The 14,481-nt window shown below is 62.0% G+C and carries 14 protein-coding genes; 8 read left to right on the top strand and 6 right to left on the bottom strand.

Translation table 11 applies throughout. From position 1 onward, the window contains the following. Positions 1-110: 110 nt before the first annotated feature. Positions 111-344 (bottom strand): hypothetical protein, encoded by a 234-nt coding sequence (locus tag OKC42_RS12355; RefSeq protein ID WP_128834915.1) that lies wholly within the window; start codon positions 342-344, stop codon positions 111-113. 309 nt (positions 345-653) lie between these two features. Here OKC42_RS12355 and OKC42_RS12350 point away from each other — a divergent pair, with 309 nt between their 5' ends. Further along, positions 654-1,946, top strand: coding sequence for a ferredoxin reductase family protein (locus OKC42_RS12350; protein ID WP_151286187.1), 1,293 nt, complete (start codon positions 654-656; stop codon positions 1,944-1,946). A 15-nt stretch (positions 1,947-1,961) separates the two neighbouring features. On the opposite strand, the gene OKC42_RS12345 is transcribed toward OKC42_RS12350, so the two are convergent. Next, the gene (locus tag OKC42_RS12345; protein ID WP_151286188.1) at positions 1,962-5,129 is read right to left on the bottom strand and encodes a S41 family peptidase; all 3,168 of its coding nucleotides are present in this window, start codon (positions 5,127-5,129) and stop codon (positions 1,962-1,964) included. Positions 5,130-5,407: 278 nt separating this feature from the next. Between OKC42_RS12345 and OKC42_RS12340 the strand changes: the two genes are divergently transcribed. The 6 genes from OKC42_RS12340 to OKC42_RS12315 all read left to right on the top strand — a co-directional run bounded on the left by OKC42_RS12340 (position 5,408) and on the right by OKC42_RS12315 (position 10,061). Further along, positions 5,408-5,887 carry a L,D-transpeptidase family protein gene (locus OKC42_RS12340; protein ID WP_042084254.1) on the top strand — a complete coding sequence of 160 codons (480 nt, stop codon included), beginning with the start codon at positions 5,408-5,410 and terminating at the stop codon, positions 5,885-5,887. 120 nt (positions 5,888-6,007) lie between these two features. Next, positions 6,008-6,715: an AzlC family ABC transporter permease gene (locus tag OKC42_RS12335; protein WP_005348822.1), complete on the top strand. Its 708-nt coding sequence runs from the start codon at positions 6,008-6,010 to the stop codon at positions 6,713-6,715. Between the two features lies 1 nt (position 6,716). Beyond that, positions 6,717-7,052 carry an AzlD domain-containing protein gene (locus OKC42_RS12330; protein WP_270819841.1) on the top strand — a complete coding sequence of 112 codons (336 nt, stop codon included), beginning with the start codon at positions 6,717-6,719 and terminating at the stop codon, positions 7,050-7,052. Between the two features lie 122 nt (positions 7,053-7,174). Continuing rightward, positions 7,175-8,701, top strand: coding sequence for a YjjI family glycine radical enzyme (locus OKC42_RS12325; RefSeq protein ID WP_151286189.1), 1,527 nt, complete (start codon positions 7,175-7,177; stop codon positions 8,699-8,701). Between the two features lie 10 nt (positions 8,702-8,711). Further along, a complete protein-coding gene (locus OKC42_RS12320; RefSeq protein WP_270819838.1) occupies positions 8,712-9,599 on the top strand; it encodes a YjjW family glycine radical enzyme activase in 888 nt (295 codons plus the stop codon). Between the two features lie 138 nt (positions 9,600-9,737). Beyond that, entirely contained in the window at positions 9,738-10,061 is a 324-nt protein-coding gene (locus OKC42_RS12315; RefSeq protein ID WP_005340296.1) for a DUF1820 family protein, read from the top strand. A 63-nt stretch (positions 10,062-10,124) separates the two neighbouring features. Here the strand turns inward: OKC42_RS12315 and OKC42_RS12310 are convergent, their stop codons facing one another. The 3 genes from OKC42_RS12310 to OKC42_RS12300 all read right to left on the bottom strand — a co-directional run bounded on the left by OKC42_RS12310 (position 10,125) and on the right by OKC42_RS12300 (position 12,820). Beyond that, entirely contained in the window at positions 10,125-11,057 is a 933-nt protein-coding gene (locus OKC42_RS12310) for a LysR family transcriptional regulator (RefSeq protein ID WP_270819836.1), read from the bottom strand. Between the two features lie 163 nt (positions 11,058-11,220). Next, positions 11,221-12,417, bottom strand: coding sequence for an amino acid aminotransferase (locus OKC42_RS12305; protein ID WP_139432427.1), 1,197 nt, complete (start codon positions 12,415-12,417; stop codon positions 11,221-11,223). Positions 12,418-12,544: 127 nt separating this feature from the next. Continuing rightward, entirely contained in the window at positions 12,545-12,820 is a 276-nt protein-coding gene (locus tag OKC42_RS12300; RefSeq protein WP_005340299.1) for a metal/formaldehyde-sensitive transcriptional repressor, read from the bottom strand. A gap of 71 nt (positions 12,821-12,891) precedes the next feature. On the opposite strand from OKC42_RS12300, the gene dmeF reads away from it, so the two are divergent. Beyond that, positions 12,892-13,857 (top strand): CDF family Co(II)/Ni(II) efflux transporter DmeF, encoded by a 966-nt coding sequence (gene dmeF / locus OKC42_RS12295; RefSeq protein ID WP_270819832.1) that lies wholly within the window; start codon positions 12,892-12,894, stop codon positions 13,855-13,857. Between the two features lie 47 nt (positions 13,858-13,904). Here the strand turns inward: dmeF and OKC42_RS12290 are convergent, their stop codons facing one another. Continuing rightward, positions 13,905-14,318 (bottom strand): hypothetical protein, encoded by a 414-nt coding sequence (locus OKC42_RS12290; protein ID WP_075115984.1) that lies wholly within the window; start codon positions 14,316-14,318, stop codon positions 13,905-13,907. Positions 14,319-14,481 lie beyond the last annotated feature (163 nt).

Below are 14,481 nucleotides of genomic sequence, written 5' to 3'. Positions count from 1 at the left end.
CCGATCAAACACTGCGAAGTGGACGGGGTACCCGGAGCGTTTTTTTCGGGCCGGTTTGCCATAGCGATGTCGCCGACAATCCCAAAACCAGTCGTTTTGCCCCTAATTTTTCATTCATCAATAACTTTATTTCCGCAATTTTCACAGATGGCATGGCGTTCAAAGCGATCCATGTTGGCCAGAAAGGGGCCGGCGGCCCAGCCGGTAATGAAGTCTTTGATAAATGCAGTGCGCTTTTGCTCTGGTTTCACCTCTTTTCCATAGGATTTGTCGACCAGCACCACGACATGGTTGGTCTCGCGCTGACAACTCGGGCAGTAGCGTTGTTCGGTGGATGAAAGCAAGAGGGATCTCCTTGTCCAGAAGAGTGGGCAGCAGGTTTTCCGCCGCAGATATGTAACATCCCCATTTGATTCCTTTTACTGGCAGATCGTCAATCACAGCGGAGGTGGATTGTGCGCCATCTCCTATGAAGAGGGGCGAGCCAACAAACGTGATCGGGAAGGGGGCAGTTGGCTCCTCTTTTGTTTCCGTTTGTCACACATTGCCACACAAGCTTCCCCCTATGGCAAAGTCTTGTGACCGGACGGGTGTGTAATGGCGCCATTAGCAGGGAGATGAGGCCCTGCAGCGATGGAACCAGGGAGCATGTTATGACGGGTAAACGGGTTTGGTGGCTGTTGCCACTGCTGGCGGTCGGGGTCTGGTGGCTCGGTTATGCGGGGGATGCCAACGGGGTGTGGCCCTGGCGCCATGAGATGTTGTTACTGACCGGCCTGCTGGGGATGACCTATATGGCGATTTCGCTGTTGCTGGCCTTGCGTCTGCCGCAGTTGGAGGTGTGGTGTGGCGGTCTGGATCGGATGTTGCGATTGCACCGTCAGATGGCCATCGGCGGTGCATTGGCGCTCACTGCGCATTGGCTGGTGGTGGAGGTGCCCAAGTGGGCGGTCTCGGCGGGTTGGCTGAGTCGTCCTGCGCGGCGTGGGGCCAGTACAGCTGGCGCTGGTGCAGGTAATGGCATCTCGCTCCATGCCCTTGGCAATACCCTGGGTGAGTGGAGTTTCTATCTACTGATCGCGTTGGTGGTAGTGAGCTTGCTGGCGCTGGTGAGTTATGGCCGTTTTCGGCTGATCCACCGGCTGGCGCCGCTCATCTATCTGGCGGGGTGGGGGCACGGGCTCTGCCTGTTGCCTCAGGTGGGAGCCATGACGCCGGTTGGGGTATCGATCTGGTTGATCGGCGGAATCGGCGCTATCGGGGCCCTCTACTCCCTGCTGGGGCAAGTGGGGGCGCGGAAGCGCCATCCCGGCCGGGTCGTTGCGGTGCGGACGCTGGCGGATCAGACCTGCGAGCTGACCATGCAGCTGGAGAGGCCGCTCGCCCATTACCGCCCGGGCCAGTTTGCCTTCTTCGAGTTTGACGCCAAGGAGGGGCCGCACCCCTTTACCCTGGTGCGGGTGTCAGCGGATCGGCGCCAGTTGGTGATCGCGGTGCGGGCGCTCGGGGATCATACCCGTCAGCTGGTGGCAGAGGCGCGCATCGGGGATGGGGTGGTGGTGACCGGGCCCTATGGCGCCTTTGTCGCCCCGCAAGGGGGAGGTAGAGCCCTCTGGCTGGGGGCCGGGATAGGTATCACGCCGTTCGTCGCCTGGCTGGAGGGGCTGGCTGCCCGTGGGGAGCGGGGCGAGGGGATCACCCTGATCCAGTGCGCGCCGGATCTGGCGGGAGCTGTCTACCACCGACGGTTGGCCGAGCTCTGTCATCGCACCGGTGTGCGTTATCAGCTGCATCTGGACAAGGCGGCCGGGCGGCTGGATCTGGCTCGCATCGCGCAGGATGCGCCCGAGCAGGTGTGGTTTTGCGGGCCGGAGGGGATGGCAGATGCCCTGACCCGGCTGTTGCCGGACGGGCATCTGCATCGCGAGCTGTTTCGCTTTCGTTGAGCTCGATGGGCGCCGTTATTTGGCGCTGGCTGGCAACTGCTTGAGGGCGGCTTGTACTGCCGCCTCCAGCTGCGGGTCGCGTCCAGCCACCATGTCAGCCGGAGTGAGGGGCACCTGCAGATCCGGGATCAGCTCCTGATTCTCGTAGAAGGTACCGTCCGGTTTGCGCAGCCCCAAGGTCGGAATGCCGTAGGAGAGTCCCGGGATCAGCCGGGAGTCGTGGCTGTAGACCATGGTGCCGGTGCCGGGCACCGGATCGCCGACGATGGGGCCGACCTTGAGGGCGCGGTAGTACTCGGGGAAGGCGGAGCCTTCCGAGTAGCTGCCAGCGTTGACCAGCACCACCGAAGGCTTGGTCCACTGGCGAGTGGCGGCATCGGTTTCCCCCTTGCCCTGACGGGGCCAGCTGCTGGCCATCCCCTTGGCGCTGCCGCTGCCGGTCAGAAACTCCACAAGGGTATTGGCGAGATAGCCACCGCTGTTGAAGCGGACATCGACGATCAGCGCATCGCGATTGCGCTGTCTGCCGAGGGCATCCGCCACCACCGCATCGTAGACCTCGCTATTCATTGCCGGCAGATAGACGTAGCCGACCCGTCCTCCGCTCAGGCTGGCCACCAGCTCCCGCCGTTTCTCAATCCAGCGATCCTGTTGCAGCTGGTACTCCTGCTGTTTATCGATGGCGGTAAGCACCACCTGGTCAGTTTGCTTGTTGCCCTCCTGCTGGAAGGTGAGGGCAAGCCGGGCACCGGCCTGATGGTTGAGGGCCTGATCCAGCTCGGCCAGATTGGCAATCGAGACGCCGTTGATGGCGAGCAGGCGGGCGCCCGGGGCGATATCGCTCTCCTGATCCAGCGGGCCGCCAGAGAGCAGGGCGGTGAGCTCGACCCCTTGCTCGCCATCCTGCCAGTAGCCACCCAGGCTGGCGGTCTCGTCCGCCATGCGTGGGAAGGGGGCGGGGCCGCTGCCCCAGGTGTGGGAGACATTGAGCTCGCCAGCCAGCTCCGCCAACAGGTTGCCAAAGTCCCGCGGGTTGCCGATACCCGGCAGCAGGCGGCGGTAAGCGGCGACATAGCTCTCCCAATCTACCCCGTTCATGTCATCCAGATAGAACTCGTCCCGGGTGAGCCGGGCGATCTGATCGAAGGCGGCGGTCATGCGTGCCTGCCAGCGGCTGGTGGGCTGCAAGGCGAAGGGGGCACTGGTGGTCTCGCCGGAGTCGAGGTGGATCCGGGTGATCTCCCCATCCCGCACCAGGGTAGCCAGGGTGCCCTGCTGGTTGAGGCTTGCCAGCGCTGGGCCGGGCTGTTCACCAAACAGTTCGCTGGTTTTGCCCTTGCGCAGATCCTGGCTGTAGCCCTTGATCTCGCTCTCGCTGTTGACCCCCATCTCCTCCACCAGATAGATCAGCTGGTCGCCGATGATGCGGCTGGCGAGCAGGGTACCGGTGGGTTGCAGCAGCAGCGCTTCGCGATGGTTGAGACGATCGCTCTCAAAGCCGTATCCCCCTTTCGGCGGCTCCAGCTCGGCAATGGCATCGGCTCTGGCAGCGCGGCTGCTGTATATGCCGAGCAGGTTGGTGACGAGAGGTTCGCCATCGGGCCCCAGTGCGCCAAATCGGGTCGATTGCCAGTAGAGGATGGCGCCATCCTGACTCCAGCCCGGTTGCCCATCCTGATAGCCGTTGAGGCTGACATTGACCGGTTTGGCCTTGGGATTGGCCGTGTCGATCACCGCGATCTCCTGCTCTGCCGCATCGGGGCGGAAGGTGAGCGCCAGATGGCGGGAGTCGGGGGCGAAGGCGAGATGCACCTCGTGGCGCGACGGGTTGAAGCTGGCAGGCACCAGCTCCCGCTGTTTGTTGTTTGCCAGATCCAGCAGGTGGATGGCCTGGCCATCCACCACGAAGGCGAGCAGCTTGCCGTCGGGGGAGAGCACCGGACGGCTGATCCCCTTATCGGGAATCGCCAGCAGCAGACTCTCGGTCAGAGTGCCGGGATCGCTGAACAGCAGATCCGGATCACCCTTGCGCAGGCGATAGAGGGCAGCGTGCCCCTGCTGCTCCGACAGATAGATGAGGGCGCGCCCCTGCTCGGCAAAGAGAGGGCTGGATTGCTCGCTCGGGTCGCGGGTCAGCTGGCGCACCCGCTCCCGTTCGGGGTCGACGGCAAACAGGTTGCCCTCGCTCACCAGGATCAACTCGTCCGCCTCTTCGCTGACCAGCGCTTCGTCTGCCAGGGTCAGGGCCTCGCTCGCCTCATCCGGCGCGCTCGCCACTTGCGGGGTGAGGGTCAGCTTGCGTGGCTCGCTGCTATCGGCATCGAGGCGATAGAGTTCACCGAGCCATGACCAGACCAGATCGCCATTGCGAGAGGCGCTGAGCCCCCGCACCGGATGGCCCTGATAGTGGGTCAGCTGTTGCTCCTTGCCGCTGGCGAGATCCCGGCGCCAGACGTTGAAATCGCCGCTGCGCTCGCTCAGGTAAAAGAGGGTATCCCCCTTGTCGCTCCAGACCGGATCGGTGGCCGCTACCCGATCTTCGGTCAGCTGCTTGTGCTGCTTGCCATCAAACAACCAGAGGCGGGGTACCGCAAACGAGTGCTGATGCTTGCGAAAGGGTTGATCCGCCGCGGGCATCTGATAGGCGAGCCGCTCCCCGTGGGGGCGTGCGAGAGTCGCAGGCAGCGGCAGATCGGCCAGCAAGGTGCCGCCGGTGATCGGGGTCCAGTAGAGCTCGCCCCATTGGTAGCCTTCCGCGACAAAATGGTCGGCATCGGGCGCACCCAGGCGCTGGCTGCTCAGCAGCAGTCGTTTGCCATCGGCGCTGAAGGCTTGCGGCAGATCGGTGCGCGAATCGCGGGTGAGGCGCACCATCTCGCCGCCACTGGCGGGCACCACGAACACATCCTCGTTGCCGTAGAGATTGGCGGCAAAGGCGAGCCGTTTGCCATCCGGTGACCAGATTGGCCGCTGGCTCAGGTAGTCGCTGCCGGTGAGCGCCGTAGCGGGGCCACCATCGGCACTGGCGACAAAAATGCGCCCCTGCCAGGTGAAGGCAAGCTGCTTGCCATCGGGGGAGAGGGCGGGCTCGCGCAGCCAGAGTGCATCGGCGGCGACACTGGCGGGCAGCCAGAGCAGGAGTGGCGAGAACAGCAGGGTGGCGAGGCGGCACGAAGAGCGCATGGCATGATCCTGTCGGGGAGTGGAGTGTTATCTTCGCCGATCATTGCCCCGGGTGCCAGCGCGATAATTTCTGTATCTTGTTGTTTTAACTGTTAATTACCAATGCCAAATGACGGCGTTCAAGGAAGATAGCCTTGCTGCGGCAAGATATGTTTTGCCGGGCATATTGAGTATTGATGGCGATCCAATATCATGGCGCTCGCTCGCCGCTCGGCGGGCATCGTTCAGATGATCTGGTAACAAGAAAAGCCCGCACCAGAGGCTTGTCGAGGGATGGAATGAGAGCCGTATTACTGTGTTTGTTGGGGCTTTGGCCCGCATTGAGTTTTGCCTTTACCGAAAAAGCCGATTTGGTGGTGGTCAAGAAGTCGACCTATAGCCTGACCCTGATGAAGGATGGCAAGGAACTGAAGCGCTACTGGATTGCTCTGGGCCCGGCGCCCAAGGGGCACAAGCAGCAGGAAGGGGATCAGCGTACGCCGGAAGGGCGCTACACCCTCGACTACAAGAAGACCAATTCCGGCTACTACAAAGCCATCCATATCAACTATCCGAACCTGGATGACATCAAGCGCGCCAATGAGCTGGGTGTTCGTCCGGGTGGCATGATCATGATCCACGGCCAGCGCAACAGCATTGGCAACCGCAGGGTTCAGCCCTCCAACTGGACCAACGGCTGCATCGCCATGCTCAACCACGAGCTGGATGAGGTGTGGGACGCTATTGACCCGGGTACGCCCATCGTCATCGAGCCCTGATCCCCTTGTGCACGCCCGCGACTCCGCGGGCGTTTTATTTCCCGCCAGTGATGACGTGACAGCGCTTGCTGTCCCGTGCTAGTTTTTTCGGCTCGCTTCGGCTGTGACAAGGAAGATCACATGATGTCAGTAACGAGCGTGCCCGAGCGAACGGGGATGCTCTGGTGGCGTGCCACACTGGATATGCTCCCGCTCTCCATTTCGGTGATCCCCTGGGGGATCCTGTGTGGCGCTTTGGCGTTGCAGGCAGGGCTGAGTCCGCTTCAGGCTCAGCTGATGTCGTTGCTGGTCTACGCCGGAGCCGCCCAGCTCTCGGCCACGACCCTGTTCGGGGCGGGCACACCCCTGCTGCCCATCATGGGCTCCACCATGGTGATCACTTCCCAGCATCTGCTATACGGCTTCACCTTCCGCCGTGACGTATTGCCGCTCTCCCTGCGCTGGCGGGCCAGCCTTGCTTTTTTCCTGACTGATGAGATGTTCGCTGTGGCGCTGAAAGACCGGGAGCGCAGCGGCCACTTTGATCCGGCCTACGCGCTCATCGCGGGATTCGTCTTCTATCTGTTCTGGAATCTGGCGACCCTGCTCGGCATCGCGGCCGGTCAGTACATCGATGGACTGGACAGCATGGGGCTGGATTTTGCCATCGCGGCCACCTTCATCGCCATGACCATTCCCGCCATGAAAAACTTGCCCATGGTGGCGGCCACTCTGGTGAGCGGCGGCACAGCGTTGCTTACCAAGCCGCTGCTGGCGGAGATCCACATCATCGTCTCGGCTCTGGCTGGCATGGTGGTGGGCTATGTGCTGCACCGGATGAGGAGGTAGCGTGAGCTGGCTGATGATTGGCCTGCTGGCCCTGATCACCTTTTTCAACCGCTTCGCCTTCTTTTCTCGGTTGACCCGATATCAGCCGGGTGCCGAGATGGGGGCGTTTCTCGGCTTCTCGGCCCAGTCGGTGCTGACTGCAATCTGGTTGCCCATCGTCTTTAGCTACGAGCCGGGGATAGGTCTTGGCTGGGATCCTGACTACCTGACTGCCACCCTGTGGGTGATGCTCTTGACCCTGTTGCGGCTACCGACTCTGGTTGTTGTGGTGGGTGGAATGGGGGGCTTCTTTCTGCTGCGCTGGCTGGGAGGCATAGCCGAGCTCTTACCTTGGTGAAGCGCGAGCCGTGATCTTGTGTAATGGATGTCATTATTCGACATCCGTCATGTCATGAATGTCACTTCAAAAAAAGCCTGCAAATGGTGAGGATATGGGCTCTGTCCGTGAAGGAGTGTCCCATGTCTTTGATCGAAACCTGTCAGCGCATCGTGCGCGATCCCCATCTCTCCGCCGCCCAGAAGAGCCACGCGCTGGCGCTGGCCGCCGAGAATGCGTTGCCCTACCCCGACCTGCCTGCCGCAGTCGCCGAGGCGATGGCGCAGGGATTTATCTGCGACATGTTCGAAGGGCACGCCCCCTACAAGCCGCGTTATGTGCTGCCGGACTATGAAAAATTTCTGAGTCAGGGCTCTGCCTGGCTGGAGCTGGCGGCGCCGCAGGATTTCGACGAGGCGCTCAACGCCCTGCGCATCCTCTATCACCATGTCCCCTCCGTCACCGGCATGCCGGTCTGGCTGGGGCGGCTCGACCATCTGCTGTTGCCGTTTGTCGGCGAACTGGATGACGAGACCCTCTATCGCAAGCTGAAGGGGTTCTGGGTCTATCTGGACAGGGTGCTGCCGGACGCCTTCATGCACGTCAACATCGGGCCGGATGACAACCGGATCTGCCGCCTGATCCTGCGCATCGACAACGAGCTCAAGCAGGTGGCGCCGAACCTCACCTTCTTCCACGATCCGGAGCAGACCCCGGACAGCCTGCTGCTGCAGGCGGTGAAGAACATCGCCGAGTGCAGCAAGCCGCACATCGCCAACTACCCGATCCACCGCGACACCTTCGACACTCGTGGTTTTGGTATCGTCAGCTGCTACAACGCCCTGCCGCAGGCGGGTGGTGCCAACACCCTGGTGCGCATCTCCCTCAAGCGGGTCGCCGAGCAGTGTCAGGGGATCGATGACTTCCTCGGCTGCCTGCTGCCCCACTACTGCCGCTTGGCCTCCCAGCTGATCGAAGCTCGGGCCGCTTTCCTGCACGAGGAGTCCGGTTTCTTCGACAGCTTCCTAGTGAAAGAGGGGCTGCTGGATGAGGATCGCTTTGTCCCCATGTTCGGCATCTACGGCATGGCGGAAGCGGTCAATATCCTGATGGATAAAGAGAATCTGCCGGATCGTTATGGTCACGGCGAGGAGGCGAACCAGCTTGGCTATCGCATCTCGGCCCAGCTCTCCGCCTATGTGACCACGACCCCGCAGACCCATGCCTGGGGTGGCCGCGCTTTGTTGCATTCGCAAGGTGGCCTCAGCATCGATGTGGCTGTTACCCCCGGGGTGCGCATTCCCTACGGGCAGGAGCCGGATCCCGCCAGCCATGTGCTGGCGCTGGCACCGCACCACACTTATTACCATTCGGGGATCAGCGAGATCCTCACGCTGGATCCCACCATCCGCCAGAACCCGCAGGCGCTGCTGCAGCTTTGCAAGGGGGCGCTCGCCATCGGCATGCGCGAGTTCACCGCCAACGTGGCCGACAGCGATCTGGTGCGGGTGACCGGCTACATGATCCGCAAGAGCGACGTGGCCCGCTTCGCAGAGGAGGGGTCACGCTTGCAGACCACCTGTCTCGGTGCCGAGGCGAGTGAAGTGACCGCCATTCGTCAGCGGGCACCGCGAGTGGTCGCCCACGAATCGACCATCGGCGAGTATTGAGTTCGCACCGATGGCTGATGTCTTGCCAACACGCAGCGCTCTGGTGAGCAGGGTGCTGCCGTTTTCCTGTGTCGACGGGCCGGGCAACCGGCTGGTGCTGTTTCTGCAGGGTTGCAACTTTCGCTGCCCCGGCTGCCACAACCCGCACACCATAGGGCTGTGCGACGATTGCGGTGACTGCCTTGCGGTCTGCCCGAGCGGCGCCCTCACCATGAGCGAGGGCAAGGTTCATTGGCAGGAGGCGCTCTGTACCGATTGCGATGCCTGTCTGGATGTCTGTCCGCGCAGTGCCAATCCCAAGACCACAACCATGACGGTGGACGACGTGCTGGCCCTGTTGCGCCGCTACGGCCCACTGCTGAGCGGAATTACCGTCTCCGGTGGTGAGGCGACCACCCAGCTCCCCTTCGTGGTTGCGCTGTTTGCCGCCATCAAGGCCGCGCCGGATCTGACCCATCTCACTTGCCTGCTCGACAGCAACGGTTCTCTGGCCGAAACCGGCTGGCAGCGGCTGCTGCCGGTGCTCGACGGCGCCCTGCTCGATCTCAAGGGGTGGCGTGACTCGGTGCATCACACCCTGACCGGCTATGGTCGCGAGCGGGTGCTGGGATCGCTGCAACTGCTGGCACGCCACGGCAAGCTGACCGAACTGCGGCTGCTCCATGTGCCGGGCAAGAGCGATTTTCTTGATATGAATGGTGAGCTTGACGCGGATCTCGCCGCCTTCTTGCAGCGGCTGGGGCCTGTGCCCATTCGCCTCAACGGCTTTCGCCACCACGGGGTGCGGGGGGAGGCGGCGCAATGGCCAGAGGCTCACCAAACCGAGCTGAAACAGCTGGCCAGCCGTTTGCGTGCAGCGGGATTGGGGCCGGTCTCACTGCCTGCCTTGATGGGCTGAGTGGCTGCGTCATCCGGTGACCGTCATGGCGTGAGGTGCGGCATGGAAAGGCCGCAACTGTGATTTCTGTCTATTGGAGGGGGCGAGAACGGCGGCTAGAATAATGGCCATCTTCTTACCCCTCAATGACAGATAATCATGAGTGAAAGCAAGGCGTTATATCGGGTTCAGTTTATTTGCCACAGCGAGCGCTACGAAGTGTATGTGCGCGAAGTCAATCAGGGCCAGCTGTTCGGTTTTATCGAGATTGCCGATTTTGTCTGGGATAACCATACGGCGCTTATCGTCGATCCCAGTCACGAGAAGCTCAAGAGCGAATTTGCCGATGTGCGCCAGACCCTTATTCCCATGCATCAGGTGCTGCGCATCGATCAGGTGAAAAAGCAGGGGGCTGCCCGCATCACGGATCTGGGCAGCAACGTCGCCTCCTTCCCCAGCCCCATCTATACCAAACGTCCCTAATCCCTTATTGCCCTTGATGTTTCGCCGCGGTGAAACATCAATCTCTGCTCGTTGTCGTCCGGCTCAGGGCTCAATCAATTCGCGACCCAGTTGCAGGATCCGCTGGCGGAACCAGTGGCGGGCCGAGCCATCACCGGCCGGGCCATACCAGACCAGACTGTGACTCACCTTGCCGTAATCGAACGGTGCCGGACGCATCACCAGATCCGGCTGACTGGCCATGCAGGCCGCCCAGCCACCGATGGCGGTGAGGATCAGATCGGTCTGGGGCAGCAGGGCCGCCGCGCTGGCAAAATCGGGCAGGGTGGCGCCAATCTGGCGACGCACCTGCTGCTGGGCCAGGCTCTGCTCGAAGAAGGGGTTGGCCAGCTCCTGATCCCGAATGGCGATATGGCGCCAGCTCAGGTAGGCATCGAGATCCCAGGGCTTGGCCAGCGCGGGGTGGTCTTTGCGCAGCAGGCAGACCAGTTTCTCTTCCCGCAGGGTCTCCCACACCAGCCCGGGCTGGCGCGGCAACGGCTGGCTCTGGTCATGGGGCAGGATCACGAAGTCGAGTTTGCCCGCTGCCAGCGCCTCCAGCCCCTGCTCATCCTTGTTCCAGATCTCCGGCACCATGCCCGGCACCTCTTTCATCAGCTGACCCAGAATGTGGCCCACCGGCCAGGTCATCACGCTCTCGCGCAATCCCAGCCGCAAGCTGCCCTGCCACTGTTGGGGGTTGAAGGCATTCTGGCGAGTGAGGCCGTTCAGCTCCCCCAGTAGTCGATGCAGGGTGGGAGCCAGTCGCTCGGCCATGGGGGTGAGCAGCAGCTGGTTTCCCTGACGGTAGAGCAGTTGATCCCCCAGCAGATCCCGCAGTTGGTTGAGGGTTTTGCTGACGGTGGAAGGTGTGGTGCAGAGCCGCTCGGCGGTGCGGGTGACGCTCTGGTTGTCGAGCAGCAGGTGCAGGGTGACCAGATGGCGACCTCCCAGCCTAGAGAGAGCGATCAGATCCATAGTGGCTCCTGAAATTGATGAAGATAAACAGGCTTGGAATCAGGGAGATTCAGCGTGACCTGCTGACATTCTCTCACAGCAGGGGGAGGGTGAGCAGACGCCTCAAGAGGTGACTGCGAACGCAACAGACAAAAAAGCCCCGCCAAAGCGGGGCTGATGCGGATTAGCCCTTGAGCACCGCCGCCATGGCGTCGGCTACGTAGTCGACGTTGCGGCTGTTGAGGCCCGCCACGCACATACGGCCGGAGCGCACCAGATAGACGGCGAACTCCTCGCGCAGGCGATCTACCTGCTCCGGGGTGAAGCCGGTGTAGCTGAACATGCCGCGCTGGTTGATGAAGTAGCTGAAATCTCGGCCTGGCACTTTGGCGCTCAACACCTCGAACAACTTCTGGCGCATCGCCTTGATGCGGGTGCGCATCTCGGTCACTTCATCGACCCACATGGCGTGCAGTTCGGGCTGGCTCATCACTGCCGCAGTGATCTGGCCACCGTGAGTAGGAGGGCTTGAGTAGTTGCGGCGCACGGTGGCCTTCATCTGGCCCAGCACCCGGCCCGCCTCTTCGGCATCCTGGCAGATGACTGACAGGCCGCCACAGCGCTCGCCGTAGAAGGAGAGGTTCTTGGAAAACGAGTTGCTGACGAAGAAGCTGACCCCGGCGACCACCATGGCGCGGATGGCATAGGCATCCTCTTCCAGTCCGTCACCGAAGCCCTGATAGGCAATATCCATAAAGGGGATCAGGTTCTTCTCGACCACCAGCGCGATCACCCGATCCCACTGGGCGCGGGAGAGATCCACCCCGGTCGGGTTGTGGCAGCAGGGGTGCAGCAGCACGATGCTCTTGGCCGGCAGGGTGCTCAGGCAGTCGATCATGGCATCGAACTGCACACCACCGGTGGCCGCATCGTAGTAGGGGTAGTCATGCACCTTGATGCCGGCTCCCTCGAACATCGCCTTGTGGTTGTCCCAGGTGGGATTGCTGACCCACACCTCGGAGGTCGGGAAGTAGCGCTTGAGCAGGTCGGCGCCAATCTTCAGTGCGCCGGAGCCACCGATGGTCTGGATAGTGGCGATACGTCCCGCCTTGACCGCTTCATGGTCGGCACCAAACAGCAGGTGTTGCACTGCGGTGCGGTAGTTGGCGGCGCCTTCCATCGGCTGGTAGGGGCGCGGGGCAGGGGCGGCGGCGCGCTGGGCTTCGGCCTGCTGCACCGACGGCAACAGCGGAATGCGGCCCTGCTCGTCGTAATAGAGGCCGATCCCCAGGTTCACCTTCTGCTCGCGGGTGTCTTTGTGGAAGGTCTCGACTAGCGTCAGTATGGGGTCGCCAGCATAGGCATCGACGTGTTCAAACATGGGGGATCCTTGAAATTGACTGTCCAGTAAAACCGGCGGTCAGCCGGGCTGGACATCATGGCGCAAAGCTGGCGGTGGCTCAAGCCCGACGCTGGTCGAGCCTGAAGGGATGGCGCCGCCATCCTGCTTACTTCAAATAGGATCGCAGGACGCTGACCACCTGATCCAGATCCTCCAGCCGCTCGGCCGGGGTGGCATCGGGGGCGCCGAGATGCTCGCGCATATGCCCCTCCAGCACCTCCAGCATCAGGCCGTTGACGGCGCCGCGGATGGCGGCGATCTGCTGCAAAATGGCGGTGCAGTCGCTCTCCTGCTCCAGCGCGCTCTCCAGCGCACCGGCCTGTCCCTTGATGCGGCGCACCCGTGCCAGCAGCTTCTTTTTGTCGTGAATGGTGTGGGACATGACGGATCCTCTCGATCAATAAAACTATACTGGGGTATAGTATATTGCATCATCGCTCTCAGGAGAAATCCATGTCATCCCTCGCTCAATCACACTGCCATCAACCCGTCATCCACGAGGGCAATCCGCTGGCCGAACAGAAGACCCGCTGGGCCGTATTGCTGACCGTCATCATGATGGTGGCGGAGATTGGCGGCGGCTGGTTCTACAACTCCATGGCGCTGCTGGCCGACGGTTGGCACATGAGCTCCCACGCGCTGGCGCTCGGTCTCTCGGTGCTGGCATACCGCGCCGCCCGCCACTTCGCCCGCGACTACAGATTCAGCTTCGGCACCTGGAAGATCGAGGTGCTGGGTGGCTTCACCAGTGCCCTGTTGCTGGTGGGAGTGGCCGGGTTGATGCTGTTCGAGTCGGTGTTACGGCTGCTCGATCCCAGCCCGATCCACTATCAACAGGCGATCGCTATCGCGCTGGTGGGGCTGCTGGTAAACCTCGCCTGTGCCTGGCTGCTCAAGGATGATCACGGCCACCATCACCATGGGCATGACCACCATCATGAGCATCACGACCACGATCATCATCATGACCATGACGATCACCACGGTCATCAGGATCTCAACCTGCGCGCCGCCTATATCCACGTGTTGGCGGATGCGGCCACTTCCGTGCTGGCGATTCTGGCGCTGACTGGGGGTATGTTGTGGGGGGCCGACTGGCTGGATCCGCTGATGGGCATAGTGGGTGCCGGGCTGGTCGCGGTATGGGCCTGGGGGCTGCTGCGCGACTCCGGTCGGGTGTTGCTGGATGCCGAGATGGATACTCCGCTGGTGGCGGAGATCCGCGAGGTGATTGCCGAGCTGCCGGATGCCGAGATCCGTGATCTCCACGTTTGGCGGGTAGGGCAGCAGCAGTATGCCTGCGTGCTCTCTTTGCTGATGGTCAATCCGCTACCGGCGCAGCAGATCCGCGAGCGGCTGGCGATCCATGAAGAGCTGGTGCATGTGACCATCGAGATCGCCAGCGAACAGGATAAATAACGGGGGCCGTTGGCCCCCTTGGTTTCAGTGCCGTTGGCACTCTGATGTCAGTGCGGCTGCCCGGTGATTTCATCCTGGGGCTTGTGTTGCCACACAGCGCCGAGCAGCAGCTTGAGCAGCAGTTGTGGCGGGTTGTCCAGCAGTTTGCCGGACTCCAGCAGCAGCTGACCATCGGCGCGAAACCCGAGGCTGGCATCTATGGTGCCATCCTCCGAGACCACCTGGATCAGGCCATTGAGGGCGGAGCGCTCGCCGGGCTGACAGCGCAGCCGCAGCTCGCGGGGTTCCCCCAGCAGGGTGAAGGCGCGGCTCAGCGGGGGCGAGTCTTCATAATCGGGCCAGTTGAAGAAGTGATACTGCTCGGCCAGGGCGCCCGCCTGCTGGCAAAACTGGTCGAACAGCTGCCCGATCGCCTGATATTCCTGATCGAGTCGTCTTGCCTGCTCTTCAATCCGTTTCATTGTTTACTCCTTGTCTATCCACTTGATCAGACATTGCTTTTCTGACCCCGTGACTGCCGTTTTCCAGATATGAGGCCAAATGGCTGCGAGGTCTGTGAGCCGGATCGAAGTTTCAGTCTGAAAACGTTATCTTGTTGAAACTGGATGGTTTTTTTGCCTTTCT

It is taken from the genome of Aeromonas sp. Y311-2 (assembly GCF_027706025.1).
GTDB lineage: Bacteria > Pseudomonadota > Gammaproteobacteria > Enterobacterales > Aeromonadaceae > Aeromonas > Aeromonas veronii.
The sequence above is the reverse complement of the archived record's forward strand: the minus strand, read 5'-3'. Positions and strand labels throughout refer to the sequence as shown.

What these genes read in the sequence shown, in the direction of transcription:
- OKC42_RS12315 (WP_005340296.1), top strand. Translation starts at nt 9,738, where the DNA reads ATGAGTGAAAGCAAGGCGTTATATCGGGTTCAGTTTATTTGCCACAGC.
- OKC42_RS12320 (WP_270819838.1), top strand. Translation starts at nt 8,712, where the DNA reads ATGGCTGATGTCTTGCCAACACGCAGCGCTCTGGTGAGCAGGGTGCTG.
- OKC42_RS12350 (WP_151286187.1), top strand. Translation starts at nt 654, where the DNA reads ATGACGGGTAAACGGGTTTGGTGGCTGTTGCCACTGCTGGCGGTCGGG.
- OKC42_RS12335 (WP_005348822.1), top strand. Translation starts at nt 6,008, where the DNA reads ATGATGTCAGTAACGAGCGTGCCCGAGCGAACGGGGATGCTCTGGTGG.
- OKC42_RS12300 (WP_005340299.1), bottom strand. Translation starts at nt 12,820, where the DNA reads ATGTCCCACACCATTCACGACAAAAAGAAGCTGCTGGCACGGGTGCGC.
- OKC42_RS12305 (WP_139432427.1), bottom strand. Translation starts at nt 12,417, where the DNA reads ATGTTTGAACACGTCGATGCCTATGCTGGCGACCCCATACTGACGCTA.
- OKC42_RS12290 (WP_075115984.1), bottom strand. Translation starts at nt 14,318, where the DNA reads ATGAAACGGATTGAAGAGCAGGCAAGACGACTCGATCAGGAATATCAG.
- dmeF (WP_270819832.1), top strand. Translation starts at nt 12,892, where the DNA reads ATGTCATCCCTCGCTCAATCACACTGCCATCAACCCGTCATCCACGAG.
- OKC42_RS12325 (WP_151286189.1), top strand. Translation starts at nt 7,175, where the DNA reads ATGTCTTTGATCGAAACCTGTCAGCGCATCGTGCGCGATCCCCATCTC.
- OKC42_RS12310 (WP_270819836.1), bottom strand. Translation starts at nt 11,057, where the DNA reads ATGGATCTGATCGCTCTCTCTAGGCTGGGAGGTCGCCATCTGGTCACC.
- OKC42_RS12340 (WP_042084254.1), top strand. Translation starts at nt 5,408, where the DNA reads ATGAGAGCCGTATTACTGTGTTTGTTGGGGCTTTGGCCCGCATTGAGT.
- OKC42_RS12345 (WP_151286188.1), bottom strand. Translation starts at nt 5,129, where the DNA reads ATGCGCTCTTCGTGCCGCCTCGCCACCCTGCTGTTCTCGCCACTCCTG.